Origin of the sequence: Rhizobium sp. N731, from assembly GCF_001664145.1 — a bacterium.
GTDB classification, from domain to species: domain Bacteria; phylum Pseudomonadota; class Alphaproteobacteria; order Rhizobiales; family Rhizobiaceae; genus Rhizobium; species Rhizobium esperanzae.
Window position 1 is genome coordinate 233,728 of sequence record NZ_CP013603.1, and the last position, 26,444, is coordinate 260,171.

26 protein-coding genes and 1 pseudogene are annotated in these 26,444 nt (G+C 61.9%); 15 read left to right on the plus strand and 12 right to left on the minus strand.

The annotated features are described in order from the left end of the window. The first annotated feature begins 28 nt into the window (after window positions 1–28). The 6 genes and pseudogenes from AMK02_RS22775 to AMK02_RS22800 all read left to right on the plus strand — a co-directional run bounded on the left by AMK02_RS22775 (window position 29) and on the right by AMK02_RS22800 (window position 7,890). On the plus strand, window positions 29–1,525 hold the full coding sequence (locus AMK02_RS22775) for a sugar ABC transporter ATP-binding protein (protein WP_064807013.1): 1,497 nt from the start codon (window positions 29–31) through the stop codon (window positions 1,523–1,525). Between the two features lie 18 nt (window positions 1,526–1,543). Then, on the plus strand, window positions 1,544–2,584 hold the full coding sequence (locus AMK02_RS22780; protein WP_064807015.1) for an ABC transporter permease: 1,041 nt from the start codon (window positions 1,544–1,546) through the stop codon (window positions 2,582–2,584). Between the two features lie 49 nt (window positions 2,585–2,633). Continuing rightward, window positions 2,634–3,731, plus strand: coding sequence for an ABC transporter substrate-binding protein (locus AMK02_RS22785; RefSeq protein ID WP_064807016.1), 1,098 nt, complete (start codon window positions 2,634–2,636; stop codon window positions 3,729–3,731). A gap of 92 nt (window positions 3,732–3,823) precedes the next feature. Next, window positions 3,824–4,162, plus strand: a complete 339-nt coding sequence (locus AMK02_RS22790; RefSeq protein WP_011427776.1) for a hypothetical protein — start codon at window positions 3,824–3,826, stop codon at window positions 4,160–4,162. A 245-nt stretch (window positions 4,163–4,407) separates the two neighbouring features. Next, window positions 4,408–5,478, plus strand: a complete 1,071-nt coding sequence (locus tag AMK02_RS22795; RefSeq protein ID WP_064807017.1) for an LLM class flavin-dependent oxidoreductase — start codon at window positions 4,408–4,410, stop codon at window positions 5,476–5,478. 442 nt (window positions 5,479–5,920) lie between these two features. After that, window positions 5,921–7,890 (plus strand): annotated as a pseudogene (locus tag AMK02_RS22800) (HAMP domain-containing methyl-accepting chemotaxis protein). Between the two features lie 68 nt (window positions 7,891–7,958). On the opposite strand, the gene mctP reads toward AMK02_RS22800, so the two are convergent. From mctP to AMK02_RS22825, 6 genes are all read right to left on the minus strand, one after another. Beyond that, on the minus strand, window positions 7,959–9,434 hold the full coding sequence (gene mctP, locus AMK02_RS22805; RefSeq protein ID WP_064807018.1) for a sodium:solute symporter family monocarboxylate transporter: 1,476 nt from the start codon (window positions 9,432–9,434) through the stop codon (window positions 7,959–7,961). Then, window positions 9,424–9,621, minus strand: coding sequence for a DUF3311 domain-containing protein (locus tag AMK02_RS22810; RefSeq protein WP_064807020.1), 198 nt, complete (start codon window positions 9,619–9,621; stop codon window positions 9,424–9,426). Before AMK02_RS22810 ends, mctP begins: the two co-directional genes overlap by 11 nt. Window positions 9,622–9,634: 13 nt before the next feature. Then, window positions 9,635–9,766 carry a hypothetical protein gene (locus tag AMK02_RS32480; protein ID WP_257784650.1) on the minus strand — a complete coding sequence of 44 codons (132 nt, stop codon included), beginning with the start codon at window positions 9,764–9,766 and terminating at the stop codon, window positions 9,635–9,637. A 101-nt stretch (window positions 9,767–9,867) separates the two neighbouring features. Further along, the gene (locus tag AMK02_RS22815) at window positions 9,868–10,539 is read right to left on the minus strand and encodes a response regulator transcription factor (RefSeq protein WP_064807022.1); all 672 of its coding nucleotides are present in this window, start codon (window positions 10,537–10,539) and stop codon (window positions 9,868–9,870) included. Continuing rightward, the gene (locus tag AMK02_RS22820; protein WP_064807023.1) at window positions 10,536–11,921 is read right to left on the minus strand and encodes a cache domain-containing protein; all 1,386 of its coding nucleotides are present in this window, start codon (window positions 11,919–11,921) and stop codon (window positions 10,536–10,538) included. Before AMK02_RS22820 ends, AMK02_RS22815 begins: the two co-directional genes overlap by 4 nt. A gap of 85 nt (window positions 11,922–12,006) precedes the next feature. Then, window positions 12,007–12,471: an Lrp/AsnC family transcriptional regulator gene (locus AMK02_RS22825; protein ID WP_064807195.1), complete on the minus strand. Its 465-nt coding sequence runs from the start codon at window positions 12,469–12,471 to the stop codon at window positions 12,007–12,009. 162 nt (window positions 12,472–12,633) lie between these two features. Here AMK02_RS22825 and AMK02_RS22830 point away from each other — a divergent pair, with 162 nt between their 5' ends. The 5 genes from AMK02_RS22830 (at window position 12,634) to AMK02_RS22850 (ending at window position 16,662) form a co-directional block, all read left to right on the plus strand. Next, window positions 12,634–13,413, plus strand: coding sequence for an ABC transporter ATP-binding protein (locus AMK02_RS22830; RefSeq protein WP_064807025.1), 780 nt, complete (start codon window positions 12,634–12,636; stop codon window positions 13,411–13,413). A 48-nt stretch (window positions 13,414–13,461) separates the two neighbouring features. Next, window positions 13,462–14,235 (plus strand): transporter substrate-binding domain-containing protein, encoded by a 774-nt coding sequence (locus AMK02_RS22835; RefSeq protein ID WP_064807026.1) that lies wholly within the window; start codon window positions 13,462–13,464, stop codon window positions 14,233–14,235. A 12-nt stretch (window positions 14,236–14,247) separates the two neighbouring features. After that, window positions 14,248–14,973, plus strand: a complete 726-nt coding sequence (locus AMK02_RS22840) for an ABC transporter permease (protein ID WP_064807027.1) — start codon at window positions 14,248–14,250, stop codon at window positions 14,971–14,973. Between the two features lie 13 nt (window positions 14,974–14,986). After that, window positions 14,987–15,676: an ABC transporter permease gene (locus AMK02_RS22845; RefSeq protein ID WP_064807028.1), complete on the plus strand. Its 690-nt coding sequence runs from the start codon at window positions 14,987–14,989 to the stop codon at window positions 15,674–15,676. Between the two features lie 77 nt (window positions 15,677–15,753). Continuing rightward, on the plus strand, window positions 15,754–16,662 hold the full coding sequence (locus AMK02_RS22850) for a homocysteine S-methyltransferase family protein (protein WP_064807029.1): 909 nt from the start codon (window positions 15,754–15,756) through the stop codon (window positions 16,660–16,662). Between the two features lie 57 nt (window positions 16,663–16,719). Here AMK02_RS22850 and AMK02_RS22855 read toward each other — a convergent pair whose 3' ends face one another. Next, a complete protein-coding gene (locus AMK02_RS22855) occupies window positions 16,720–17,154 on the minus strand; it encodes a MarR family winged helix-turn-helix transcriptional regulator (protein ID WP_064807031.1) in 435 nt (144 codons plus the stop codon). A 206-nt stretch (window positions 17,155–17,360) separates the two neighbouring features. Here AMK02_RS22855 and AMK02_RS22860 point away from each other — a divergent pair, with 206 nt between their 5' ends. The 3 genes from AMK02_RS22860 to AMK02_RS22870 all read left to right on the plus strand — a co-directional run bounded on the left by AMK02_RS22860 (window position 17,361) and on the right by AMK02_RS22870 (window position 19,997). Continuing rightward, window positions 17,361–19,175, plus strand: a complete 1,815-nt coding sequence (locus AMK02_RS22860) for a chloride channel protein (RefSeq protein ID WP_064807033.1) — start codon at window positions 17,361–17,363, stop codon at window positions 19,173–19,175. Between the two features lie 136 nt (window positions 19,176–19,311). Next, on the plus strand, window positions 19,312–19,578 hold the full coding sequence (locus AMK02_RS22865; protein ID WP_064807034.1) for a type II toxin-antitoxin system Phd/YefM family antitoxin: 267 nt from the start codon (window positions 19,312–19,314) through the stop codon (window positions 19,576–19,578). Next, window positions 19,575–19,997, plus strand: coding sequence for a type II toxin-antitoxin system VapC family toxin (locus AMK02_RS22870; protein WP_064807035.1), 423 nt, complete (start codon window positions 19,575–19,577; stop codon window positions 19,995–19,997). Before AMK02_RS22865 ends, AMK02_RS22870 begins: the two co-directional genes overlap by 4 nt. Before the next feature lie 39 nt (window positions 19,998–20,036). Here AMK02_RS22870 and AMK02_RS22875 read toward each other — a convergent pair whose 3' ends face one another. From AMK02_RS22875 to AMK02_RS22895, 5 genes are all read right to left on the minus strand, one after another. Beyond that, window positions 20,037–20,807 carry an ABC transporter ATP-binding protein gene (locus tag AMK02_RS22875; protein WP_064807036.1) on the minus strand — a complete coding sequence of 257 codons (771 nt, stop codon included), beginning with the start codon at window positions 20,805–20,807 and terminating at the stop codon, window positions 20,037–20,039. Window positions 20,808–20,816: 9 nt separating this feature from the next. Continuing rightward, window positions 20,817–21,797 carry an ABC transporter substrate-binding protein gene (locus AMK02_RS22880; protein WP_064807038.1) on the minus strand — a complete coding sequence of 327 codons (981 nt, stop codon included), beginning with the start codon at window positions 21,795–21,797 and terminating at the stop codon, window positions 20,817–20,819. Window positions 21,798–21,835: 38 nt separating this feature from the next. Beyond that, on the minus strand, window positions 21,836–22,687 hold the full coding sequence (locus tag AMK02_RS22885) for an ABC transporter permease (protein WP_064807039.1): 852 nt from the start codon (window positions 22,685–22,687) through the stop codon (window positions 21,836–21,838). A gap of 10 nt (window positions 22,688–22,697) precedes the next feature. After that, complete coding sequence (locus AMK02_RS22890) at window positions 22,698–24,050, minus strand: LLM class flavin-dependent oxidoreductase (RefSeq protein WP_064807041.1); 1,353 nt, start codon at window positions 24,048–24,050, stop codon at window positions 22,698–22,700. 301 nt (window positions 24,051–24,351) lie between these two features. After that, on the minus strand, window positions 24,352–25,137 hold the full coding sequence (locus AMK02_RS22895) for an IclR family transcriptional regulator (protein ID WP_064807043.1): 786 nt from the start codon (window positions 25,135–25,137) through the stop codon (window positions 24,352–24,354). Window positions 25,138–25,360: 223 nt separating this feature from the next. Here AMK02_RS22895 and AMK02_RS22900 point away from each other — a divergent pair, with 223 nt between their 5' ends. Next, on the plus strand, window positions 25,361–26,431 hold the full coding sequence (locus AMK02_RS22900; RefSeq protein ID WP_064807045.1) for an ABC transporter substrate-binding protein: 1,071 nt from the start codon (window positions 25,361–25,363) through the stop codon (window positions 26,429–26,431). Window positions 26,432–26,444: the final 13 nt, after the last annotated feature.

The window sequence follows — 26,444 nt, forward strand, 5'->3', positions numbered from 1 at the left end:
GACAGCTGCAGCTTTGGGAGGAGCCACAGTGGAAGCCAAGAGACTGCTGGAGTTCCAATCGATCACTAAAAGCTTCGGCGGCACGCAGGCGCTGCGTGACGTCTCGATCGACCTGCGCGAGGGCGAGATCCTGGCGCTGCTCGGCGAAAACGGCGCCGGCAAATCGACGCTGATCAAGACGCTAGCCGGCATCTACAAACCCGATAACGGCGACATCCTGTTCCGCGGCCAAAGTTACCATCATCGCCCGCCGAAACCGAACGAGCGGCAGCCGGTCGCCTTCATCCATCAGGATCTTGGTCTGATCGAGTGGATGACGGTCGGCGAGAATATGGGCTTGTCGCAGGGCTTCTCGATGCGCAGCGGCCTGATCGACTGGGGAAAGACGCAGGCGCGCGCCAAGGAAGCGCTAAAACTGGTCGGCTGCGACTTCGATCCGACGACGCGGGTCTCGGCCCTGTCGCGCACCGAAAAATCGCTCGTCGCCATCGCCCGCGCGCTTGCCGTCGAAGCCGACGTTCTGGTGCTCGACGAACCCACAGCGAGCCTGCCCGCCGACGAAGTCGATCGGCTGTTCAATGCGATCCGCCCGCTGAAGGAGCGCGGCGTCGGCATGATCTACGTCTCCCACAGGCTGGACGAGATTTTCCGCATCGCCGATCGCGTCGCCGTGCTGCGCGACGGATGCATGGTCGGGCAGAAGCCGGTCAGCGAGACCACCCCCGACGAACTGGTGACGATGATCATCGGCCGCAGCAGTGACAGCCTCTTTTCCAAAGCCGAGATCAAACCCGGCAAGGCGATCGTCGAGGTTCGCGACCTCGTCTGCACCGGCACGAGCCCGATCTCTTTCGATATAAGAGAGGGTCAGCTGCTCGGGCTGGTTGGATTGCGCGGTGCCGGCCAGGAAAGGATCGGCCGGGCGCTGTTCGGCTGCGAGCCCTTCAACGGCTCGGTGCTGCTGCATGGAGAGGCGCCGGATCTTTCCAGCCCGCGGCAGGCGATGGCCTCGGGCATCGGTCTGATTGCCCGTGACCGGACGGAGGAATCCGTCGCACTGTCGCTGTCCATTCGGGAAAATACCTATCTCAATCCGGGCGCTGTCGGCCGCGGGATTTTCTCCTTCCTGTCGCCGCGTGGGGAAGCCGATCTTGCCCATGCGATCGGCCATTCCGTAGGCCTCAGGCCGAACGATCCGGATCTGCCGGTGGAGGCGCTGTCAGGCGGCAACCAGCAGAAGGTTGTCGTCGGTCGCTGGCTGGCGACCGGCCGCAAGCTGCTGGTCGCGGAAGACCCGACCGCAGGCGTCGACATCGGCGCGCGTGCGGAAATCTACCGCCTGATCACCCAGGCGCTGGAAGCCGGTCTCGCAGTCGTCGTGGTGTCGACCGACTTCGAGGAAATCGCTCATATCTGCCACCGCGCGCTGGTTTTCTCGCGCGGCAAAATCGTCAGCGAACTGACTGGAAGTGCGCTCACGACGGAGGCGGTCATCACGGCCGCGTCCGCATCGGAAGCCGCTTGAGCCATCGGGAGAACAGCCATGCAATCCATTGAATCCACGGCGCTGGAGCCGACCAAGAGCGAAATGGCCGGCTTGTCCACAGGACAGAAGATCGGGCGCCTGATCCCCGTTTACGGGCTGGTGATCCTGACCGTCGGCCTGATCCTGCTCTTCTCGATCATGCTGCCCGATACCTTTCCGACCGTCTTGAACGTCCGCTCGATCGTCTCCGACAAGGCGATCATCGCGCTTCTGTCGCTCGCCGCGATGATCCCGATGGCGTCGGGCCGCATCGACCTGACTGTCGGTTACGGCATCGTGCTCTGGCACATTCTCGCCATCAGCCTGCAGACGGTCTACGGCCTGCCCTGGCCGGTCGCCGTCCTCATCGTTCTCGCGCTCGGCATCCTCACCGGCTTCATCAATGGCCTTTTGGTCGAGGTCGCCAAGATCGACAGTTTCATTGCGACGCTCGGCACCGGCACGGTCCTCTACGCGCTTGCCCTCTGGCATACCGGCGGCCGGCAGGTGGTCGGTGTCCTGCCTGAGGGATTCTATGCGCTGAACGGCACCATGCTGTTCGGCCTGCCGATCACCGGCTTCTACGTGCTGCTGATCGCCATCTGCATGTGGATCGTGCTCGAATACCTGCCGATCGGCCGTTATCTCTATGCCATCGGCGCCAATCCCAAGGCCGCCGCGCTCAACGGTATTCCGGTGCGCAAATTCGTGATCGGCGCATTCGTCACATCAGGCCTGCTGGCGGCCCTGACCGGTGTCCTGCTCGCCTCGAAGCTGCGGATCGGCCAGGCGAGCGTCGGCCTCGAATATCTGCTGCCGGCGCTTGTCGGCGCATTTCTCGGATCGACGACGATCAAGCCGGGCCGGGTGAACGTCTGGGGCACCTTGATCGGTGTCATCATCCTGGCGGTCGGCATTTCTGGAATTCAGCAATTCGGCGGGTCGTTCTTCGTCGAACCGCTGTTCAACGGCGTGACTCTGCTGATTGCCATCGGCATTGCAGGCTACGCCCAGCGCAAGCGCGGAGCTGTGAGGAGGATCACACCCGCATCCAAATGAGGATGCCCGCTCATCGGCATTTCATAACAAACAAAATGGAGGAGTGAACATGAAGCGCAGAACTTTAATGCGGGCAACGGTTGCAACCGTCGCTCTTATGCTCAGTGTGCCGGCAATGGCGGATTCGATGGCTGACGCCAAGGCCGTGGTCGACAAATATGCGTCCAAGGTGAGCGCATGGGATGGCCCGACCAGCGGCCCCAAGGGTGCGAGCGGCAAGAACATCGTCATCCTTGCCGCCGATATGAAGAACGGCGGCATCCTCGGTGTGGCCAATGGCGTTCAGGAGGCGGCAGGCGCATTGGGCTGGACGGTGAAGGTGCTCGACGGCGCCGGTTCGATCGGCGGGCGCACGGCGGCTTTCGGCCAGGCCATGGCACTGAAGCCGGATGGTATCATCATCAACGGTTTCGATGCGGTCGAACAGAAGCCGGCGATGGAAGCGGCCAAGGCGGCCGGCATTCCGATGGTTTCCTGGCACGCCGCCTCGGCGGTCGGCCCGGTTCCTGAGGTCGGCGTCTTTGCCAATGTCACCACCGATGCGATGGAAGTGTCGAAATCGGCGGCAGACTGGGCCTTCGCGGACGCCGGCGGCAAGCCGGGCGTCATCATCTTCACCGACTCCACCTATGCGATCGCGATCGCCAAGGCCGACCGGATGAAGAAGGAGATCGAGGATCTCGGCGGCACCGTCCTCGAATATGTCGACACGCCAATCGCCGAAACCTCCCAGCGCATGCCGCAGCTCACCACGTCGCTCTTGCAGAAGTACGGCGCCAAGTGGACGCACTCGCTGGCGATCAACGACCTCTATTATGACTTCATGGGACCCTCGCTCGCTTCGGCCGGCATTGCCGGCGACGGAAAGCCGGTGAATGTCGCAGCCGGTGACGGCTCGGAGAGCGCCTATCAGCGCATTCGCGCCAAGCAATACCAGGCCGTCACGGTCGCTGAGCCGCTCAATCTCCAGGGCTGGCAGCTGGTCGATGAACTCAACCGGGCCTTCGCCGGCGCGCCATGGTCGGGCTACGTGTCGCCGCTTCACGTGGTCACCAGCGCGAACGTCGAATTCGACGGCGGACCGAAGAACAGCTTCGATCCCGATAACGGCTACCGCGATCAATATAAGAAAATCTGGGGAAAATAAGCGTTCCCGAGGGCGCATCGACCGATACGCCCTCCCCTCATTTCATCACCTCGACATCGATCCGGCTCCCCGAGTTTTGGAAAAGAGAACCTATGATCATTCGCTACGCTTTGTTTGAAGGCGAAATCCATCCCGGCCGGGAAGAGGAATTTCGCGACTTTGTGAGACAGCGCCTTGTCCCGCTCTGGACGAAATTTCCGGGCGCGGAGGAAATCCGGGTGCTGGATGGAATGGAGCGCGACGAAGGCGCGCCGATTTATGCCATGGCGCTCGCCATTCGCTATCCTCACATGGAGGCTGTGAACGCGGCGCTTCTCTCCGACGTGCGTTTTGAGAGCCGCGAGGTCACCGGCGAGCTTCTGAAGCTCTTCACCGGCAAGGTGCATCATCACATATTCCAGGCCAATGAATACCCGCCAGCCACTGCCTGACATCGAGGATGCTGGCGATCAAGCTTGCCGAGAAGCGCCTGCGGACAAGGATCTCAGGCGCTTTTTCCGTGTCCCATGCATCGACAATCCGCTGATGTCCGATGCGGCTGCGCGCTCTGGCATAATTTTTTATTAGTGACGCCATTATCAAATTAAATAGTCTACGTATTTCGTGGATAATATTCCATCCTGCCACGCATCGTTTCTGCAGCCAGCCTTTCCGATCACCAGACCCGCGGCGTAGCATGAGTAATCATTCCGAATTTCTGTGGTATATTCCGAACGACGTCAGGCCCGGCCATCGCGGCGATACCACCGTCGAAAGTCACAATAGCCTGGAGACGCTGACCAGCCATGCGAAGGCGCTGGAGGAGCATGGCTGGAAGGGCGCGCTCCTCGGCACCGGCTGGGGGCGTCCCGATACCTTCACCGTCGCGGCCTCGCTGGCCGTGCGGACCACCACCTTCGAACCGCTCATTGCCATCCGACCGGGTTATTGGCGGCCGGCAAACTTCGCTTCCGCGGCGGCGACGCTCGACCACCTGACTGGAGGCCGGGTGCGAATCAATATCGTCTCGGGCAAGGACAACCTGGCGGCTTATGGCGTCAGCGAGGGCGATCAGGCGCATCGCTATAGCAGAACAAAGGAGTTCATGCGGCTGGTCCGCAGACTATGGACTGAAGAAAATGTCACCTGGGCAGGCGATCATTTCCGGGTTGCCGAATCCACTGTGGTGCCGCCCATCGAGGAGCGCGGCGACCGCCGGCACCCGAAACTCTATTTTGGCGGCGCCTCCGAAGCGGCCGAACGGGTGGCTGCCACAGAGGCCGATGTCCAGCTTTTCTGGGGCGAGCCGCTCGAGGGCGTCCAGGACCGGATCGGGCGACTTAAAAAACTGAGCCGAGAGCTCGACCGCGACCTCCCGCCGCTGGAATTCGGGCTGCGAATAACGACGCTGGTCCGCGACACGACGGATGAGGCCTGGGCCGAGGCTGAGGCGAAGGTTGCCGAGATGGCAAGGAGCAACGGCACCGGCTGGCACGATCACCAACGCGCGCTTGCCGTCGGTCAGCAGCGGCTGCTCGCTCTTTACGAGCGCGGCGACGTGCTCGACGATAATCTCTATACCGCTCCGGGAAAATTCGGCGGCGGTGGTGCAGGCACCACTTGGCTGGTCGGTTCAGCGGACGACGTCGCCCGCTCGCTGCGCAAATACCAGGATCTGGGGATCACGCATTTCGTGTTGTCCGATACGCCCTATCTCTCCGAGATCAAGCGGCAAGGCAACCAGCTTTTGCCGCTGCTGCGTAAATAAGCCGAAGGCGCCGGTACCTGGCGCCGGGCAAGAAGATCAGAACCAGTGTATCTGAAACATAGGATGGATGGCGACTGCATCGGGCAACCAAGCATACCGCCGTTTATCCATTCTCCGCAGAAAAACGCCGCAAAATATACGAACGGCGCAGCATACTGGCGCTCCGCTCACCCCGTTTACATTCCCTAAAGGATATCCTCTTACCTTTTAACTTATCGGAGCGACGTCCCAGAGATGGTCACCTACGCCATGAGGGCGATCGGGCATCCGGATCGCGCATGAAATCGGCTTTGGCAGCTTGATAGAGGCCCGCACATTGGATGTGCTGCCGCCTATTGTGTGCGCGCTCCGGCCAAAGAGCTCCCGCATTTGCGCGAGATGCGCCGACGATCCTGGCAGCAATGACACCTGTGACAAACCTCCCATGCGACGGAGAGTGGTAATGAACAGCATTAAGAATTCCGGGATTGCGGTGCGTCTCGCTCTTGGCTTCAGCTTCCTGATCTTGCTGATGGCCGGCCTGAGCATCTACGCAACGGTGAAGGTCGCCGAGATCAACAGCAATCTTCAAACAATCAACGACGTCAACAGTGTCAAGCAGCGGTTCGCCATCAACTATCGCGGCAGCGTGCACGATCGGGCGATCGCCGTTCGCGACGTGACCCTGGTGACGTCTGTCGATGAACGCAGGGCGGCCGAGGCACTGATCGAAAAGCTGGCGGCATCCTACGCCGAAAACGAAAAACGCATGGCTGATATGGTCGCCTCCCCGGCTGGCGCGACCGACCAGGAAAGGTCCATTCTGAAGGAGATCGCCGACATACAGGCAAAAACCAATCCCCTGGTCGCCCAGATCATCGCGCTGCAGGAGAAGGGTGACGGTGAGGCTGCTCGCAAAATTCTGCTTGAACAGGCGCGGCCGGATTTCGTTGCCTGGCTCGGCGCCATCAACAAGTTCATCGACTACCAGGAAGCACTGAACAAATCGATCGGCGGAGACGTCCGCAGCACGGCGAGCGGCTTCAAGCCGATCGTTCTGACGGCGCTGGGCATCGCGGCTGTTCTTTCCGTCCTCGCCGCGATTATTACCGCACGCACGATCGTCGGTCCGCTGGCAAAACTGCAGCTGTCGCTGAAAGCGATGGCGGAAGGCAATCTCGATGGTGATCGTCGCCTCGAAGCACGTGGCGACGAGATCGGCAAGCTTGCCCGCGCCGTGGCGGGATTGCGCGACGCCATTTCGGCAAAGGCGGAGCGGGAAGCCGATGCGGAAGCCAGACGGGCTGTGGCGGAACGGCACCGGCTCGAACAGGATGCCGACGAACGCCGCACCCTTGCCGAGCAGACGGACCGGGCTGTCGGCCAGCTTGGCAGTGCATTGCAGGCGCTGGCCGATGGCGATCTCACGCAGCAGATCGGCACGCCGTTCATCCCGTCTCTGGAAAAACTCAGAGCCGACTTCAATTCAGCGGTCGAAAAGCTCCGCGCCGCCATGCAGAAGGTTGCCGAGAACGCCAGCGCCATCGCAGCCGGCGCACAGGAAATCCGCTCGGCTTCGGATGACCTCGCCAAGCGGACCGAGCAGCAGGCCGCCTCCGTCGAGGAGATCGCCGCGGCCCTGGAAGAGATCACGACCACCGTCGCCGACTCCAGCAACAGGGCTCAGGAGGCAGGTCAGCTCGTCCGCAAGACGAAAGACAATGCGGAGCGCTCGGGCAGTGTCGTCCGCGACGCGGTCGATGCGATGGGCAAGATCGAATCCTCCGCCACCGAAATCGGCAGCATCATCGGCGTCATCGACGAGATCGCCTTCCAGACCAACCTGCTGGCGCTGAACGCCGGCGTCGAGGCGGCCCGTGCCGGTGAAGCCGGCAAGGGTTTTGCCGTTGTCGCCCAGGAAGTGCGCGAACTGGCGCAGCGTTCCGCCAAGGCGGCAAAGGAAATCAAGGAGCTGATCAACGCGTCGAATGGCCATGTGAAAAACGGCGTCGCGCTGGTTGGCGAAACGGGGAAGGCCCTGCAGGAGATTGCGGTACAGGTGCAGCAGGTCGACGGCAATGTCGGCGCCATCGTCGGCGCCTCGCAGGAGCAGGCGACCGGGCTGAAGGAAATCAATACTGCCGTCAACAGGATGGATCAGGGCACCCAGCAGAACGCCGCCATGGTGGAAGAGGCCACGGCCGCCGCTCACAAACTCGCCAAGGAAGCCGACGCATTGTTCCAGCTCCTGGGTCAGTTCAACATTGGCGGAGCAGTGGGATCGAGGCGCATTTCGCAGCCGGTCGCCGCGGCACAGCATGCTCAGCCCGTGGCTTCGCCGGCGCGCCAGATGATTGCCAAGGTCGGCAGGTCGTTCCAGGGGAATGCAACCCAGGGGAACGCGGCATTGGCGGCGATTGGGAAGAGTTCTGAACCACACGGCAATCTGCCGAAAATGAAGTGATGAAGGGCAGCGATTGCTGCCCTTCGTATTTTTTGGTTTACGCCCGGGCGGGGACCTTGGACGGTAGCAGGGCGTTGACGATGACGGCGACGCCGATATTTGCTGCGAGCGCCAGCAGTCCGGTGTAGACGGTGAAGGGTTCGCCGCCGAGGCTGATCAGGTGCAGCGGCTTCCAGCCGGCGTCCCAGACGAGGAAGGTGCCGCCGCAGAACCCGACGAACCAGCCGGCAAGCAGCCCGGGCGCACGGAACCAGTTGGTGTAGAGGCCGAAGACCAGGGCCGGAAGCGTCTGCAGGATCCAGATGCCGCCGAGCAGCTGCAGGTCGAGGGCGAACTGAGTCGGGAGGAAGATGATGACGAGAAGTGCGCCGACCTTCACCACCAGCGACGTCACCTTCGCGACCTTGGCTTCGCCCGCATCGCTGACCTTGGGATCGACATAGGCCTTCCAGAAATTGCGGGTGAAGAGGTTGGCGGCGCCGATGCTCATCACCGCTGCCGGCACCAGTGCGCCGATGGCGATCGCCGCAAAGGCGAAGCCGGAGAACCAGCCCGAAAACAGCGTCTTGAACAGGGTGGGAACGACGTCATTGGCGCTGTCGAGCTTCAGGTTGGCGGCGTGGCCCATATAACCGAGCAGCGCCAAAAGGCCGAGCAGCAGCGTATAGGCGGGCAGCATGATCGCATTCTTGCGGATCGTCTTGCCGCTGTTGGAGGCAAAGATGCCGGTCAGCGTATGCGGGTACATGAAGGCCGCAAGCGCCGAACCGAGGGCGAGCGTGGCATAGGCGACATATTGATTGCCGCCGAGCAGCAGGTTGCCGGAACCCTTGGCCTGGAAGGCCGCGTCAGCCGATGCGAAGACATTGGCGTAGCCGCCGAGCTTCGACGGGATCAGCGCGACCGCTGCGATCACCACAATATAAATCATGATGTCCTTGACGAAGGCGATCAGAGCCGGGGCGCGCAGGCCCGCCGAGTAGGTATAGAGCGCCAGCACGATGAAGGCGATCGCAAGCGGCAGTTCGCCATGCAGCCCGAGCGCCTTCAGGACCGCCGTCATGCCGACGAGCTGGAGGGCGATGTAAGGCATGGTGGCGATGACGCCGGTTGCCGCGACCGCGAGTTCGAGACCGCGCGATCCGTACTGGCCGTGGACGACGTCGGCGGCCGTGACATAACCGAAATCCTTGGCGCGTTTCCACAGGACCGGCATGACCATGAAGACGAAGGGATAGACGACGATCGTATAGGGTAGCGCAAAGAAGCCGTAGGCGCCGACGGTATAGACCAGCGCCGGGACGGCGATCACGGTATAGGCGGTATAGAAATCGCCGCCGACGAGGAACCAGGTGATCCAGGTGCCGAAGTTGCGTCCGCCGAGACCCCATTCATCGATGTGGGCGAGCGTCTCGGGCTTGCGCCAGCGGCTGGCGACGAATCCCATGACCGTGACGAGGGCGAAGAAGAAGATGAAGACGGCAAGCGCCGTGCCGTTGATGTCAGTCGTCATGGCGAACGCTCCGATAGGCGATCCAGGTCAGCGTCGCGGTGATCGGCACCCAGAGAAGCTGATACCAGTAGAAGAAGGGAAAGCCGAAAAGCGACGGCTCTCGCAGATTGTAGAATGGCGCCCAGAGCAGCCCTATGTACGGAATGATCAGCAGCCAGAGCGCTGCCTTGCTATGTGGTTTTTCCATGTCGGGATCCCTTTCAGGCGCCGCGGGCGGCGGTCGCCATGTTCCAGTTGTCGGCGTGGAAGGCAGGTCTGTCAGCCGGCGGCCGCGGCGAGCGCGGTTCGGATCGCTCGATCTTTCCAGCCGATCGAAAGCGGATGTAACGCATGTGAATTCCTCCCAGCGACTGACACTTGGCCAGCCGCGGATGGAGTCCTATGGCGTCGGTTTTGTCCTCACAAGATGGGCACGGGGCTGAAATTCCGGGGCCTACCCAGAAGTGGGTAGGCGCGGGTTTCCACTGATTTTCGAGACGATACCGTGATCGAGCGCATAGCGGATGAGGCCGGCCGTGGTGGCGATGCCGAGCTTCTTCTTGAGGTTCTTGCGGTGCGTTTCCGCCGTGGCGGCGGTTATACCGAGCGCTTCGGCGATCTCCCTGTTGCTCCTGCCGGCAACGATCAGCCCGAGAATGTCGCGCTCGCGAGGCGTCAGGGGATCACTGCCCTCGTCTGCGCGTTCGCCCATCAGCGCGTCGAAGACGCCCGAGGAGAAATAGGTGCCCCCGGCCGCCACGGTGTCGATGGCCGAGACGATCTCGTCGGTCGAAACATCTTTGAGTACGTATCCGGCAGCGCCATGCATGACCGAGGAGGAGATATATTCGCGGCTGTCATGCATGGAGAGCATTACGACACGGGCCTGGGGAAGCTCGCTCCTGAACAGTTCGATCGCATCGATGCCGCTGAGTTTCGGCATGTTGATGTCCATCAGCACCACCTGCGGCTGGACCTGTCGGGCGATATCGAGGCCAGTTTGCGCAAGCCCGGCGGTGCCGGCGACTTCGATATGGTCGAATGTCTCGAGCACGGCTTTCAACCCGTCCAGCACCAGCGGATGGTTGTCGATCAGGAGAACCCTGATTTTCGGCCGTTCGGTCATGCGGCTTCCGCCTGCTTGCCGGCCGGCAGATTGGCCGACCTCGGCATCATTGCCGTCAGCGTCGTGCCGGACTCGCTGCTGTTGATGAGCAGCAGGCCCCGGAAGTGGGCCATCCGCTCCTGCATGTTGCGCAGCCCCAGGCCTGATCCGCCGGCTGCGCTGTCCTTGCTGCCGTCGAAGCCGGTGCCGTTGTCTGAAATCGTCATGCGGGCGCGGCCGCCGTCGCACCAGAGCTTCACCGAAAGCGTCGAGGCGCCCGAGTGCCGCTCGACATTGTTGAAGGCTTCTTGGGCGACGCGATAGAGGGCGGTGTTGGCCTCGGCTTTCAGCGTGCCGGTAAAGCCTGAAGCGTCGATATCAGTCTCGATCCCCGTCCGCTCTGCGAAATGATGACAGAGCGCCTCCAGTGCGGCCGTCAGGCCGAGATCGTCGAGCACGCGGGGGCGCAGATCGTGCGAGAGCCGCCGTATTTCCTTGATGGCGCCGTTCAGCGCCTCGACGCCCCGATCGATGGTGAGCGCTGCATCGTCGACATTGGTCCTGACCTTGCGGCCGGCGAGATCCATCGCATAGCGCACTCCGAGAAGGTTCTGGGAAATGCCGTCGTGCAGCTCGCGGGCGAGCCGCGCGCGTTCTTCCTCCTGGGTATCGATGACCCGCTGCGTCAACTCCTTCAGGCGGCTGTCGGCCATGCGGCGCTCATGGAAGGTCAGCAGCATGCAGGTGGTAAAGACGACAAGCACCGACGGCACGGCGATCAGCGCGACGATCACGAAGGTTCGCTTGATATTGGCGCGCATCACCTTGTTGGCGGCGGCACTCTGGGCGAAGACGTCGTCCAGATAAACGCCGGTCCCCACCACCCAGTGCCATTTGTCGAGGCTGACGACGAAGGAGAGCTTGTCGGCGATCTGACCGGTCGAAGGTTTCTGCCATTTGTACTGGTGCAGGCCGCCGCCAGCTTTTGCCGTGGCGATCAGCTCGGCAATGACTTTGTCGCCGTCGGGATCGGTCAGATTCAACCAATTTTGCCCATGCCGGAAGCTCTGGCGCGGATGGACGATATTGTTGCCGTCATAGTCATAGACGAAGAAATAGCCATCCCTGCCGTAATCGAGCGAGGTCAGAATTTCAGCCACCCGCTGCTTGGCGGCTTCGTCGTCGGGACCGGCCTTGTCGTAGATCGCCTGGATGGCGGACAAGGCAAGGTTGGTCAGGTTGAGGATTTCGGTTTCCTTGGTCTTCAGCATGTTCTGCTCGAACGCATCGATGCTGTTCTTGGCGAGATTTGCCGATTGCCAGGTGATGAACGTGGTGATCGCAAGGATCGAAATGACGAGCGGGACGATCGCCAATGCGATGATCTGGTGTCGTAGGGTCAAGGCTCGTTCCTCCCGAAATTGCGTCCGGAATTATGCCCTTTGTCCGACATGAGTCCAGCAGCTTGCCGGCGGCAGGAGCTGGTGGCTATTCCAGCGGCACGAATAAGCCGAGCTTGACGTCCCGCAGCACGACATTGGTGTGCATGCGGCGGATCTGCGGATTGTCAGCCATGATGAGGGCGGCGATATCATCATAATGCTCGACGTCGCGGGCGGTAACGATCGCGATCAGATCGACCGCGCCGGTGACGTAATAGACCTGCTGGATATGATCCTGTTTTTCCGCCCAGACGCGGAACTTCGCCAAGGCGTCATAATTGTCCCGCTCGATCTCCATCCCGACGATGAACACCATCGATGTCCCCGTCGCCTTCCGGTCGAGGACTGCGACCTCCGCTTTGATGATCCCTTCCTCGCGCAGGCGTTTCAACCGCCGCTGCACGGCCGAGACCGACAAGCCCACTCGCTCGGCGATCGTTTCGGCCTTCAGCTGGCAGTCGCGCTGAACGATATCGAGGATGTCACGGTCAAAACGATCCAGTTGTTCCATTATCCAGTCCAAATCTTGCCGCAGCATTTTACGCGTTCTGCTGCATTCGCCGCGTGAAGAAGATTATTTTGCACAAAATACGCAGAAGAGACAAAAATTGCGCGAAAAAACCGCGCAGCTTTATCATTATCCTTCGCAAATTCAGTTCAGCCGGACCCATGCATGTCGGATCAGTCCATTCCTGCTCTTCGCGTCGAAGATCTTCATAAAAGCTTCGGCTTGCAACAGGTTCTCAAGGGTATTTCGGCCGAGGCCCATAAGTCTGACGTCATCTCCATTATCGGGTCGTCCGGTTCTGGCAAGAGCACCTTCCTCAGATGCATCAATTTTCTAGAAACGCCGGATCGCGGCCGCATCGCCGTGAACGGCGAGGCGGTCGCTCTGAAAACCGGCCGCGGCGGGCGGCTGCAGCCGCAGAGCTGGCGGCAAATCGAGCGGCTGCGAACCGGGCTTGGCATGGTCTTTCAGAGCTTCAATCTCTGGGCTCATCGGACCGTGCTGGAAAACGTCATCGAGGCGCCGGTGCATGTCATGGGCGTTTCCAGGCGCGAAGCGATCGAAAAGGCAGAAGCCCTGCTGCACAAGGTCGGGCTCTTCGACAAGCGTGATGCCTATCCCGCCTTTCTTTCCGGCGGCCAGCAGCAGCGCGCGGCGATCGCAAGAGCGCTTTGCGTCGATCCCGCCGTCATGCTGTTCGATGAGCCGACATCGGCGCTCGATCCCGAGCTCGTTGGCGAGGTGCTGAAAGTCATCCGTGATCTGGCGGAAGAGGGCCGGACGATGCTGATCGTCACGCATGAAATGCGCTTCGCCCGCGACGTCTCGAGCCGTGTCCTCTTCCTGCACCAGGGACGGATCGAGGAGGAAGGCCCGCCGGAGCAAGTCTTCGGGGCGCCCGTCAGCGCCCGCTGCCGGGAATTCACTCGTCTCACCGCCCACTGACCCCGCTTCCAGTCATCACCCATCACACGAACCAGGAGAATCCTGCGAATGAAACTGCTCCCCACGCTTTTCGCCGGCGTCGCATTTGCACTTTCCGCCGTCGCGGCACAGGCCGAAGTCCGCTTCGGCGTCATGAACGAATCTTATCCGCCCTTCTTCGCCAAGGACGCTTCGGGCGAATGGCAGGGATGGGAAATCGACCTGATGAATGCCGTCTGCGAAGAGATGAAGGAGAAGTGCTCGATCGTCGAGATCTCTTGGGACGGCCTCATTCCGGCTCTTGAGAGCAAGAAGTTCGACGTGATCTGGTCGTCGATGTCGAATACCGAGGAACGCTCGAAGGTGATCGACTTCACCGACAAATATTACAACACGCCGAGCACCCTGATCGGCCCCAAGGACCAGAAGCCGGGCGCCACGGCCGAGGACGTGAAGGGCAAGACCATCGGCATCCAGGTGTCGACGATCCAGTCTGAATATTACAAGAAGTACTTTGCCGCTGCCGCCGAGGAAAAGACCTACCAGACGCTCGACGAGGCTTTCCAAGACCTCGCTGCCGGCCGCATCGACTATGTCTTCGGCGATTCTCTGGCGCTCGACGCCTTCCTGAAAAGCGATGCCGGCAAGGATTGCTGCGCTAACATGGGCGATGTCGCCGACGACAAGGAGATCCTCGGAGCTGGCGTTTCAGGCGGCCTGCGCAAGGAAGATACCGAATTGAAAGCCAAGCTGAACAAGGCAATTGCCGCGGTGCGCGCCAGCGGCCAGTACGACACGATCACCAAGAAATACTTCGATTTCGATATTTACGGCGCGAAGTAAGCACTTCTAGAGATGGCGACTGCGCAACAAGGCATTCTGGACCTGCTGTCCCCCTATCCTCCGGGATGGGGCGGCGTTCTCTTGGCAGGTGCAGTCTCCACGGTCGCCATCTCGGCCTGCGCCTTTGCTGTCGGTCTGCTGCTTGGCACGGGCGGTGCGCTGGGGAAGCTCTCGGGCAATCCAGTGCTCCGCCTAGTGCTCGATCTCTATACGACGGTCATTCGCGCTGTTCCCGAGCTGATCCTGATCGTCGGGCTTTATTATGCCGGTACCGATGGCCTCAACCGGCTGCTGGCGGTATTCAACCTGCCGCCGGTCGAGGTGAACGGTTTCGTTGCCGCCGTCGCCGTGCTCGGTTTCGTGCAGGGCGCCTATATGACCGAGGTGCTGCGCGGCGCGATCCTTGCCATTCCCGTCGGCCAGATCGAGGCCGCCAAGGCTTTCGGCATGGGACCGGTGCTGCGCTTCCGCCGCATCCTGCTGCCGGCGCTGTTGCCGAACGCGCTGCCGGGTCTTGCCAATCTGTGGATGTCGGTCACCAAGGACAGCGCGCTGGTCGCGGTCGTCGGCTATCAGGAACTGGCGCTCGCCACACGTCTCGCCGGGGCAAGCACCAAGCACTACTTCGTTTTTTTCCTCGCCTCGGCTCTTCTCTATCTCGCCATCACACTCGCTTCCAACGCCGTCTTCAAACTGATCGAAGGGCGGGTGCGGCGGGGACAGCCGCGCCTTGCCTGAAGAAAGCGGCCCCATGAGTTTCACCTGGATCTCCTCCTATTGGCCGCTGCTTCTGACCGGCGCCTGGCAGACCGTAGCGCTGCTGGTCATTTCCGTGGTGTTCGGTTTCGTGACCGCCATCGGTCTCGCTTTCGCGCAGGTCAGCGGCGGCAGGCTGACGCGGCTTGCCGCCCGCGGCTACTGCACCTTCTTCCGCGGCACGCCGCTGCTCATCCAGCTTTGGCTCCTCTATTACGGGATCGGCTCGCTGCTGCCCATGATCCCCGGAATCCGCCAGAGCCTGTTCTGGCCGATCCTGCGCGAGGGCTTTTTCTTCGCTTCGGTCAGCTTCACGCTGAATTATGCGGCCTATGAGGCTGAAGTGCTGCGCGGCGCGCTGCTTGCCGTTCCCAAGGGTGAGCTCGAAGCCGGTCGGGCCTTCGGCCTGTCGCCCTGGAAACTCACCCGCCGCATCTGGCTGCCGCGCGCCATTCGCATCGCCCTGCCGACCATCGCCGGGGAAATCGTCATGCAGCTCAAAGCGACGCCGCTCGCCTTTACGGTGACGGTGATGGATCTCTACGCCGTCGCCAACAAGGTTCGCCAGGACACGCTGCTCGTCTACGAGCCGCTCATCGTCGTCACCCTCTTTTATCTCGCCCTGACCGCGGTGATCGCCCACGTCTTTCGAGGTCTCGAAGCGCAGGTGCCGGTTCGCCGCTAGGCCACGAAAAGCTCGCCACTTTGTTTTGAAAAGCCCGCTGCCGGTAACGGCGCGACAGCCTGAATGGAGACTACCTCATGAGCACAACGCGAATTCTCGATGGCGGCATGAGCCGCGAGCTTCTGCGGCTGGGCGCCGAACTGAAGCAGCCGGAATGGTCGGCGCTGGCGCTGATGAATTCGCCCGACATCGTGCGGGAGGTACACAGGGAATTCATCGCCGCCGGCTCTGAGATCGTCACGACGAACAGCTATGCGCTTGTGCCCTTCCATATCGGCGAAGACCGCTTTCAGCAGGAGGGGCCCGCCCTGATCCGACTTGCAGGTCGTCTGGCGCGCGAGGCCGCCGATGGCGCGACCGACCGGAAGGTGCTGGTCGCCGGCTCGCTGCCGCCGATCTTCGGCTCCTACGAGCCTGAGAATTTTCAGCCTTCCCGGGTGCAGGACTATCTCGAGGTGCTGGTCGAAAACCTCGCTCCCTTCGTCGACCTATGGCTCGGTGAGACTTTGAGCCTGATTGCCGAGGGCGAGGCCGTCCGCAAGGCGGTGGGGGCATCGGGCAAGCCGTTCTGGATTTCCTTCACCTTGGCAGATGACGAGGCGGCGATCAGGGACGGCGCGCCGAAACTCCGCTCCGGCGAAAGCGTCGCGGAGGCGGCGTCCTGGGCGGTGTCGTCGGGCGCGGCGGCTTTCCTGTTCAATTGCAGCAAGCCCGAGGTCATGCAGGGCGCGGTCGAGACGGCGGCACGGGTGTTCCGGGAGAGGAATGCTCCCATCGAAATCGGCGTCTATGCCAATGCCTTCGAAGGGGAAACAGGCGAGGCAGCCGCCAATGAAGGCCTGCACGATACCCGCGACGACCTGAACGACGATGCCTATTCGCGCTTTGCCTGTTCCTGGGCCGAGGCCGGAGCGACGATCATCGGCGGCTGCTGCGGCATCGGCGCAGTGCATATCCATCGCCTCAGGAACACGCTCTTCGGTTGAAGGGACGGCCGACGAGATGCAGGCTGGGACGATGGCTACATCTGCCGGCTCTGTCACTCACTCGGCCTTCGGCGCCGTCTTTTGAAGCTCGAGAAGGAGCTCGATCAGTTTCGGGGCCATCACCCTGATTTCTGACAGATGCACGGCGCTCAGTCTGGTCAGAAGCTCGTCGGCCTTGTCGGTCAGGGCGAGCGTCTGGCGGCGCCGATCGGCCGGGTCGGCATGGCGTTCGACGAGCTCGGCATCCGACAGCCGCCCGACAAGCTCGGTCGCCGTATGGGGGGCGATGATCAGCCTATCGGCCAGCATGCCGATGGTCATCGCTTCGCCGCGTTGGCCCTTGATCGCCAGCAGAGCCTGGTGCTGCTGCGGAGGCAGCCCTTCCGACTGTGCGGCGGAGGCGCTGAAATCCATGAATTGACGAAGTGCGAATCTGAGGTCGGCAAGAGCCTCGTAATCCTCCCGTCTCAGCGGCGGCGCGGCTTTCTTCAAACTCGTTCTCCTCTGCCGCTCGTCGGCAGTTGGTGATCCGTGCGGGAGTTATTTCCGGTCTCGAATAGATGGGCAGGCGTCAGCCGGTCAAGGGAAGCATGTTCAAAAGACATGTTCGTCTTCACGCTTTCATCCGTTGATTTATATCGTATTACGATATATTCAAGCCGCTCAAGCATACCTATTTCCGCGTAGCAGAGGCTTCCATGTCGCAGCATCAAACCAGCAACCGGCCGCACGACTTTACGGGCGGTCTTTCCCGGCGCGAGGCCGGAGATTTCACCACCGACAGGCGGGTTCTCGTCCTGATCAGCATGGCCATCATCATCGGCTCCGCCGGCGCCTTTGCAGCATGGTGCCTCGTCAGCCTTATCGCGCTGGTGACCAATGTCATCTGGTTCGGGAAGATCGGCATCGAGCCCGCCTCGTTGGCAGGCGTGACGCGTTCGCTGTGGGTGGTGCTGGTGCCGCCGCTCGGAGGGCTCGTCATCGGGCTGATGGCCCGCTTCGGATCCGAGAAGATCCGCGGCCACGGCATCCCGGAAGCGATCGAGGCCATCCTGATCGGCGGCAGCCGGATGTCGCCGAAGGTCGCTGTCCTGAAGCCGCTGTCTTCGGCGATCTCGATCGGAACGGGCGGTCCGTTCGGCGCCGAGGGACCGATCATCATGACCGGTGGCGCGATCGGCTCGCTTTTTGCCCAATTCTTTCACATGAGCGCGGCCGAGCGGAAGACGCTGCTCGTCGCGGGTGCCGCCGCAGGCATGACGGCGATCTTCGGCTCGCCGATCGCCGCGGTCATGCTGGCGGTTGAACTGCTGTTGTTCGAATGGAAGCCGCGCAGCTTCATTCCCGTCGCCGTTGCCGCCTGCGTATCGATCTGCTGGCGCCCCCTGCTGTTCGGCGCGGGGCCGCTGTTCCCGACCCATTTCCAGGTGACCCTGCCCTGGTGGGGAATTTTCGCCTGTGCGGCAATGGGCATCATTTCAGGTCTGCAATCCGGCTTGCTGACGACGCTGCTCTACAAGATCGAGGACCTGTTCGAAGCATTGCCGATCCACTGGATGTGGTGGCCGGCGCTTGGCGGTCTCGTCATCGGTCTCGGTGGTCTGATCGAACCGCGGGCCATGGGCGTCGGATACGACATCATCGACGGGCTGCTCAACAACCGGTTGCTCGCACCGGCCGTACTGTCGATCCTGCTGGTGAAGACGATCATCTGGCTGTTTGCCCTGTCGTCCGGCACTTCGGGCGGCGTGCTCGCGCCGCTCCTGATTTTCGGCGGCGCACTCGGATGGCTAGTCGGCATTGCCATGCCGGGCAACGATCCCGGCTTCTGGGCACTGCTCGGAATGGCCGCGATGATGGGTGGAACCATGCGCGCACCGCTGACGGGGACCTTCTTCGCAATGGAAATCACCGGCGACGTCAGCACCCTCGTTCCCCTGCTCGCGGCAACGGTGGTGGCCTATGCCGTCACGGTCCTGCTGCTGCGCCGCTCGATCCTCACCGAGAAGATCGCGCGCCGCGGCCAGCACATTACCCGCGAATATGGCGTCGATCCGTTCGAGCTGTCCCGAGCCAGGGAGATCATGATCAGCGATGTCGACACGCTTCCTGTCAGCATGACGGTCGGTCAGGTATGCGACTTGTTCGTCTCTCAAGAAAAAACGCACCGGATCTATCCGGTGGTCGATGCTGCGGGCAGGCTGGCCGGCATCGTATCACGGGCCGAGGCCCTTCTCTGGCAGGGGAAGCCTGATCTCGCCGCCCAGACGCTTGCGGAAAATGTAACCGATGACTCCGTGCCAGTCGGGCATCCCGATGATACGGTCGCCTTCATCGCCGACCTGATGCTGTCGACGGACAGCGGCCGCATTCCGATCGTCGATCCAGCATCGGGCAAGCTGTGCGGTCTGATCGCCCGCAAGGATCTGCTGCGGCTGCGCAGCTCCTATCGGTCGGCGGAACTGGACCGGCGGCCTTATCTGACGGCCGGAGCGAGGAGCAGGCCTTCATAACAGTCTGCGGTCTTTTCCTGGCAATGTGTGAGCCGAGCGTCTTCGGCCCACACAAGCGAACCAATGACGGCTGCTTGCCACTCACCCAGTTTCGGCTTATATAGTCACTATAGTCATTCTGGTCAGGAGATGCGCTATGCAGCCGCCACCGCAAGCCGATGAAAGCTGGACCGTTGCCAGCGCAAAGGCGAAGCTTTCCGAGGTCATCGAACGCGCGCAATCCACGCCGCAGACAATCACACGCAACGGCAAGCCCAGTGTCGTCGTCGTCTCTGCCGAGGAATGGCAGCGGAAGACCACCCGCAAGGGAACGCTTGCCGAATTTCTGATGCAATCGCCCTTACGCGGCGCCGATCTGGACCTTGAACGTCAACGCGATGAACCGCGTGATCGGGCGCTGTGAAGCTTTTGCTGGATACCAATGTCCTGTCCGAGGTGACCAAGCCGAACCCCGACGTGCGCGTCCTTGAATGGCTGGGCAAGCTCGACGAGGATCGTTCCTTCATCAGCATCGTGTCGGTAGCGGAGATCCGGCGCGGCGTTGCGCTGATGGACAAGGGACGCAAACGCGACGCGCTGGCCGAATGGCTCGCCCACGACCTGACGCAACGCTTCGAGCATCGCATCATTCCGGTGGATGAACCGGTTGCCCTGGCCTGGGGAGACCTTATGGGCCATGCAAAACGGAGTGGCCGCGGCCTGTCGTCGATGGACGGCCTGATCGCGGCGACAGCGATTGCTCATGATTTCAGCCTCGCGACGCGCAACATTAGGGATTTCGAGGGTTTTGGGATCGAACTGATCGATCCCTGGGCCGGGTGAAATATCTCCAGCCTGCAGAACCCATGGAGGCCGCAGTTTTCAGTGCAATCCGAACAGGTTCAGCAGTTCCTCGCGGTGCCGGACGAATTCCGGTGCGCTGCGGTCGCGCGGACGCGGCAGATCGATGTCGATCAGGCGCGGCGCTGCTCCCTTTTCCCGCGGCAGGATCAGGATCCGGTCGGCAAGATAGATTGCCTCTTCGAGATCGTGTGTGACGAGAATGGTCGTCACATCCTCGTCGCGCCAGATCCGGGCGAGCTCCTGCTGCATGCCGATCTTGGTCATCGCATCGAGCGCGCCGAGCGGTTCGTCGAGCAGCAGGATTTCCGGCTGCACGGCAAGCGCCCGGGCGATGCCGACGCGCTGCGCCATGCCGCCGGACAGTTGCCGGGGATAGGCCGCCTCGAACTGCTGCAGGCCAACGAGCTTGACGTAGTGACGCGCACGCGCCCTCGCCTGCTCGCGGGTCAGACCTCTCGTTTCCAGCCCGAAGGCGACGTTGCCGAGGACGTCAAGCCAGGGAAGAAGGCGCGGCTCCTGGAAGATGACAGCGCGTTCCGCGCCGACGCCGCGGATCGCCTTGCCGTCAACGAGCACCTCGCCGGTATCGGACTCCTCCAGGCCGGCCAGAACCCTGAGCAGGGTCGTCTTGCCCGAACCGCTGGCGCCGACGATCGCGAGGCTTTCGCCGGAGCGGATGTGGAGGTTGATATCTTTCAGAACCTGCAGATGGCTGCCGTTCAGCTTGTAGGATTTGGAGAGGTGACGGATCGTCACCTCTCCGCGGCGCATGTCCTGGGCGAGGCTCATTGCAGTTCCTCAGTTGCTTGCCGGCTTGGTATCGGCCGTATAGATGATGTCCTTGGCCGCCAGCTGCCCCTGCTTGAGCTTGCCTTCGCGAACCAAAACGTCGATCCAGAACTGGATGTCGCGCTCGACAGGCAGACCGCCGGCGCGCACGCCGTAGCCGCGGAAATACTGTGCGATGTCAGGGTTCTCGCCGCGCTCGCTGAGCGCCTTGGCCAGGATCTTCTTGGTTTCCTCGGGATGTTCGCGGGCATAGTCGAGGGCGCGGGCCGACTGCTCGACGAAGATCTTCGCAGCCTCGGGATGCTGCTGAATGAAATCGCGGCGCAGGACCACGAAGCCGCCGGCGATGTCGCCAAGCACGTCGGTATCGTCGAAGACCGCACGCAGGCCGCCGTTCTTCAGCGCCGCGCCCTCGAAGGTCGTCTGCCAGTAGCCGAAGGCGGCGATATCGACCTGCTTCGAGCGCAGCACCTGCTCGAGCTGCGGCCCGGGAACGACGACCTGGTTGGCAGAGTCGCTCGGCAGTCCGACGGAATGCAGGGCTTCGCGGATGGTGTAATCGAGATGGGCACCGAGCGTGTTGACGGCGATGCTCTTGCCGGCAATGTCCTTGATGCTTTTGATCGGGCTGTCTTCCAGTACGTAGAAGGTCGACTGCACATCGTCATTGATGCCGTTCGATGGATAGGCGGCGACGAAGTCGTTGCCGCCGATGATCGAATTCAGGACGGCGGAGGTGGCGGCGCTGCCGATCTCCACGTCGCCGGATGCAAGGGCAATGAGAGAGGCCGGGCCGCCCTGGGCATAGCCGACATTCTCGAACGTGATGCCGGTGTCCTTGAAATAGCCGAGCGCGTCGGCGAGTTCATGGGCGGCGAGGCCGCCCTGGCTTGCGAGATAGCGCAGCTTCACCGTGTCGGCGGCGGCCGGTGTGGCAAGACCGAGAGCGATCACGGCCGGCAGGAGAAAATTGCGGGGATGGAAGGTCATGGAAAGTCCTTTCGGAAGAGGGAAATCGAAGGAAGAGGTCAGGCGTTCGGCTGCGACCAGCGGCAGAGGCGGCGCTGCAGCAGAACGAGCAGGGCATTGGCGGCAAGCCCGAGGAAGGCGAGCAGCAGGATCGCCGCAAACATCAGCGGGATCTGGAAATTGTACTGGGCGTTCATCACCTGGAAGCCGATGCCCTTGTTGGCGCCGATCATCTCGGCGGCGATCAGCAGCAGAAGCGCAGTCGTCGCCGAAAGACGCAGGCCGACGAAGATCGCGGGAACGGAGGCCGGCAGGATGACGCGGCGGAAAACGGTCAGCGATCCGGCGCCGTAGGTCCGCGCCATCTCGATGAGCTTCTGGTCCACCTCCTTGACGCCGCCGATCGTGGCGAGCAGCACCGGAAACAGCGTCGCCCAGAAGATCACGAAGATCTTCGATGTTTCGCCGAGGCCGAGCAGCAGGATGAAAACCGGATAGAGCGCCAGCGCCGAGGTCTGCCGGAAGAGCTGCAGGATTGGGTCGAGCGCCTGTTCGACCAAGCGAAACTGGCCCATGAACAGGCCGAGCGGAATACCGACAACGACGGCGAAGGCGAAGGCGGTTCCGGAGCGCTGCAGGCTGATGGCGATGTCATCGAGCAAGGCGCCATTGGCAAGATTGGTCCACAGCGCCGACAGGATCACGTTCAAGGGCGGGAAGACGGCGGGATTGATCCAGCCCCGGGTGCTCGACACCTGCCAGAGCACGAGGAAGCTGATGAGCAGACCGTAGCGCGGCAGAAATGCCGCGAGCACTCCGCGGACATGGGAGACCAGAGGGGAACTACTGCTTTTGCTGCTTTTCAGCCGGCCGAAGCTTCTCGGAAGAGCCTGATTGATTTCGTAGGCCATGGGTTTCTCCTCACTCCGCTGCCTCAAGGACGGTGCGTCCGGCAGCCCAGCGGTTTGTCGGGAAAGGCAAGCCGAGATTTTCCCGGAGCGTCTTGCCTTCATAGGCAGTGCGGAACAGGCCGCGGCGCTGGAGTTCCGGAATAACGAGATCGACAAAGTCGTCGAGCGCCGTCGGCAGCCAGGGCGGCAAAATGTTGAAGCCGTCGGCGGCTTCGTTCTCGAACCATGTCTGCAGCGTATCGGCGATCTGCTCGGCCGTGCCGACGATCGTGTAGTGGCCGCGGGCTGAGGCGATCCACTGATAGAGCTGGCGGATGGTGAAGTTGTTTTCGTCCGCGATCTGGCGGATGAGGGCCTGGCGGCTCTTCATGCCTTCGGTCGGCGGTGCGGGCGGAAGAGGCCCGTCGAGATCGTAACCGTGCAAGTCGAGCGTGCCGCCGGTCAGGCCGTTGAGGAGGCCGATCCCGTCTTCTTCGACGATCAGCGAGGTCAGACGTTCGTATTTTTCGCGTGCCTCGGCTTCGGTCCTGCCGACGAAAGCGGAGACGCCGGGCATAACCAGGATGTGATCGGGATTTCGACCGAGACCACGGGCGCGTGCCTTGATGTCCCGATAAAACTCCTGGGCGGTTTCGATATGCTGGTGGGCGGTGAAGATGACTTCGGCGGTTGCTGCGGCGAGCCCGCGCCCGTCTTCCGACTGTCCTGCCTGCACGATGACCGGGTGCCCCTGCGGCGAGCGCGAGACGTTGAGCGGACCGCGCACGCTGAAATGCTCGCCGCGGTGGTCGGTGTCGTGCAGCTTCGCCGGATCGAAGAAGACGCCGGTCTCCTTGTCGCGGATGAATGCGTCGTCCTCGAAGCTCTCCCAGAGTTTGCGGACGACATCGACATGCTCGGCGGCGCGGCGATATCGTTCGGCATGCGGAAGCTGGGTTTCACGGTTGAAGTTCTGCGCCGTGAGGTCGCCCGTCGTTGTCACCACGTTCCAGCCGGCGCGGCCATCCGAAATCAGGTCCAGCGAAGCGAACTTGCGGGCGGTCGTATAAGGCTCCTCATAGGTGGTCGAGGAGGTCGCGATGAAGCCGAGATGGGTGGTGAGAGGCGCAAGAGCGGAGAACAAGGTGACGGGCTCGAAGCCGGCCACGCGGGCGTTGCCGCCTTCACGCGCTCCACCGAAACCGACGGCCAATCCATCGGCCAGGAAGTAGGCATCGAAGAGGCCGCGTTCCGCCGTCAGGGCGAGCTGCTTGTGAAACTCGAAACTGGTCGCGCCGTCGACCGGCTGGTCGGGATGCCGCCACGACGCAACATGCTGTCCGCCGCCGGGAAGAAATGCCCCAAGCCTGATTTTCCGTGTCATTTCGCGTCCTCTCCGTTTTCCGTCTGTCGTCGGAATGTTAAAATACGCACTCTATAAATTTTATAGAGAAACTTCATTCCGTAGTTTCGGGAGAAGAGTGAATAGATTTGCGGGATTGGACTGAAACTGGAAATCAACATCGAAGCGCGCAACGAGACATGGCTCGTCCTGCGGCGGCTCTTCGATATGCACGCGGCAGAGAACGAGCGCGAGCGCGCTATGATTTAAGGAAGCACGCGGCTCGGTGCGGCTTCCCGCAGGAAGTGTCGCCGGCGATCAATGCGTGTTCGTGTGCCGGGTATCAGCCCCGCTTCGGGCGGGCCGGGGCATGCTCCAGGCCGGCGGCGGCCTTCTTCAGGCAATCGAGGTAGCGGTCGCGGTTCGCGATGCCGTCGTCGCGCGGCGTGACCAGGCAGAGCGTCGCGGCCGCATGGCCCTCCTCGCCCCGCACCGGCACGGCAAAACAATGGGTAAAGCTGTCGACGATGCTGTTGAACGTAAAGAAACCTTCTCGCTCGGCCTGGCGTACCTCGACGATGAAGCTTTGCGGATCGAGCCATTCGCCGTTCGGCAGACGAAAATCCTGCGATGGAATGAAGTTCAGAATTTCCTGATCCGACAGATGCGCGACGAGCAGACGCCCGGAGGCCGTCCACGGGATCGGCACCGACTGGCCGATATCCGTCGAAATGCGGAATGGCCGCGCGCCTTCGCGCATGCGCACGACCGTATATTTGTTTCCGTCCAGCATGCAGAACTGCGCCGTCTCCCGCGTTTCGTCGGCGAGCTGTTCCAATGCGGCCTCGCATTCGCGGGTGAAATCGAAATGGTTTTCATAGGCGGCGCCGAGGAAATAGAGCTTACGGCCGAGGTAGACGCGCCCCTCGCCGCCCGTGAATTCCAGAATGCCATTGCTCAGCAGCAGGTTGACGAGCTCGTAGACCGATGAGCGCGGTGCGCCGATCTGCGCTGCTATTTCATTCGGCTTCAAAGCCTGCCGCTTCTGGCGCAGGAAATCGAGGATTTCGAAGGCGCGGTCGAGCCCTCGGGCACGCTTGCCGATCGCTTCGTCCTGAATTGCGTCCATTGCTGTCGATCCCAATTTCTGTCCGGCCAAGCTTTTCAAACCCTCCGCCACATCTGTCAACCGATCCTGTTGTTCCCGGCCGACGAAAATTTTTTTCATCCCTCTTGCGAGGCGGAAAAATCGGCATAAGATCGGCGCGTCCGGTATTTAGATCATATGTACATTATATTGGACAAAAACAGATGGCAAGCGTTTAACGCTTCCACACAAAAAGGGGATCGACATGAAAAATTCTGAAAACAGCATTTCCGCCTCGCCTCGCCGCCGCCTTCTCGCCGGCGCTGCCGCTGCTGCCGCCCTTCTCGTTCTTTCCACCGGTTCGGCCTCGGCTGCGGCCAATTGCATCAAAGGCGATAGGAAGGCGCCTTTCACGATCGGCTGGGCGAACATCTATTCGGTGCCGACCTGGATGAAGCAGACCGAAGGCACGATTACGGCCGAAGTGGAGGAGCTGAAGAAAGCCGGTCTGGTGAAGGATCTGATGATCACGGATGCGCAGGGGAACGCCCAGACGCAGATCCAGCATATCCAGTCGATGATCGACGCCAATGTCGACGCCATCGTCGTGATCGCCGGTTCCTCCACCGCGCTTGATCGCGTCATCTCCGACGCCTGCGACAAAGGCATTGCGGTGGTGAATTTCGACAGCCTGGTCAATACCGACAAGGTGACCGCGAAGATCAACACCGATTCCAACGAATGGGGCGCGACGGCTGCCAAGTGGATGGTCGGCCAGCTCGGCGGCAAGGGCAAGATCATCGTCATGAACGGCCCTGCCGGCATTTCGGTGAGCGACGACCGCCGCAAGGGCGCCCAGCCGGTGCTCGATGCCAATCCGGGCATTCAGGTGATCACCGAGACCAACACGGAATATAATGTCGCGCCGGCACAGGAAGCGATGACCAGCCTGCTCTTCGCCAATCCCGAAATCGACGGCGTGCTGTCGCTCGGCGGCGCCCTGTCTGCCGGCTCCGTCCTCGCCTTCGAGCGTCAGGGCCGCGATCAGGTGCCGACAACAGGGGAAAATGCCCGCCAGTTCCTCGAGCTCTGGAAAGAGAAGGGGTTGAAGGGCTGGGCGACGATGCAGCCCAACTGGCTCGGTGCGCTTTCCGTCTATACCGCCGTCCAGGCGCTGCAAGGCAAGGATGTCCCTGCCTTCGTCAAGGTGCCACTGCCTGTTATCGACGACAGCTCGATCGGCAGCTATCTCGCGCGCGCCGACAAGTTCCCGGCCGACGGCTATATCTATTCGGACTACGACAAGGCGCTCTTCGACAAGCTGCTGACCAAGTGATCCGCGTCTGGGG

Coding starts and splice junctions, on each gene's coding strand:
- AMK02_RS22780 (WP_064807015.1), top strand. CDS start 1,544: ATGCAATCCATTGAATCCACGGCGCTGGAGCCGACCAAGAGCGAAATG.
- AMK02_RS22785 (WP_064807016.1), top strand. CDS start 2,634: ATGAAGCGCAGAACTTTAATGCGGGCAACGGTTGCAACCGTCGCTCTT.
- AMK02_RS22790 (WP_011427776.1), top strand. CDS start 3,824: ATGATCATTCGCTACGCTTTGTTTGAAGGCGAAATCCATCCCGGCCGG.
- AMK02_RS22795 (WP_064807017.1), top strand. CDS start 4,408: ATGAGTAATCATTCCGAATTTCTGTGGTATATTCCGAACGACGTCAGG.
- mctP (WP_064807018.1), bottom strand. CDS start 9,434: ATGACGACTGACATCAACGGCACGGCGCTTGCCGTCTTCATCTTCTTC.
- AMK02_RS22810 (WP_064807020.1), bottom strand. CDS start 9,621: ATGGAAAAACCACATAGCAAGGCAGCGCTCTGGCTGCTGATCATTCCG.
- AMK02_RS32480 (WP_257784650.1), bottom strand. CDS start 9,766: ATGCGTTACATCCGCTTTCGATCGGCTGGAAAGATCGAGCGATCCGAA.
- AMK02_RS22815 (WP_064807022.1), bottom strand. CDS start 10,539: ATGACCGAACGGCCGAAAATCAGGGTTCTCCTGATCGACAACCATCCG.
- AMK02_RS22825 (WP_064807195.1), bottom strand. CDS start 12,471: ATGGAACAACTGGATCGTTTTGACCGTGACATCCTCGATATCGTTCAG.
- AMK02_RS22830 (WP_064807025.1), top strand. CDS start 12,634: ATGTCGGATCAGTCCATTCCTGCTCTTCGCGTCGAAGATCTTCATAAA.
- AMK02_RS22835 (WP_064807026.1), top strand. CDS start 13,462: ATGAAACTGCTCCCCACGCTTTTCGCCGGCGTCGCATTTGCACTTTCC.
- AMK02_RS22840 (WP_064807027.1), top strand. CDS start 14,248: ATGGCGACTGCGCAACAAGGCATTCTGGACCTGCTGTCCCCCTATCCT.
- AMK02_RS22845 (WP_064807028.1), top strand. CDS start 14,987: ATGAGTTTCACCTGGATCTCCTCCTATTGGCCGCTGCTTCTGACCGGC.
- AMK02_RS22850 (WP_064807029.1), top strand. CDS start 15,754: ATGAGCACAACGCGAATTCTCGATGGCGGCATGAGCCGCGAGCTTCTG.
- AMK02_RS22860 (WP_064807033.1), top strand. CDS start 17,361: ATGTCGCAGCATCAAACCAGCAACCGGCCGCACGACTTTACGGGCGGT.
- AMK02_RS22865 (WP_064807034.1), top strand. CDS start 19,312: ATGCAGCCGCCACCGCAAGCCGATGAAAGCTGGACCGTTGCCAGCGCA.
- AMK02_RS22875 (WP_064807036.1), bottom strand. CDS start 20,807: ATGAGCCTCGCCCAGGACATGCGCCGCGGAGAGGTGACGATCCGTCAC.
- AMK02_RS22880 (WP_064807038.1), bottom strand. CDS start 21,797: ATGACCTTCCATCCCCGCAATTTTCTCCTGCCGGCCGTGATCGCTCTC.
- AMK02_RS22885 (WP_064807039.1), bottom strand. CDS start 22,687: ATGGCCTACGAAATCAATCAGGCTCTTCCGAGAAGCTTCGGCCGGCTG.
- AMK02_RS22890 (WP_064807041.1), bottom strand. CDS start 24,050: ATGACACGGAAAATCAGGCTTGGGGCATTTCTTCCCGGCGGCGGACAG.
- AMK02_RS22895 (WP_064807043.1), bottom strand. CDS start 25,137: ATGGACGCAATTCAGGACGAAGCGATCGGCAAGCGTGCCCGAGGGCTC.
- AMK02_RS22900 (WP_064807045.1), top strand. CDS start 25,361: ATGAAAAATTCTGAAAACAGCATTTCCGCCTCGCCTCGCCGCCGCCTT.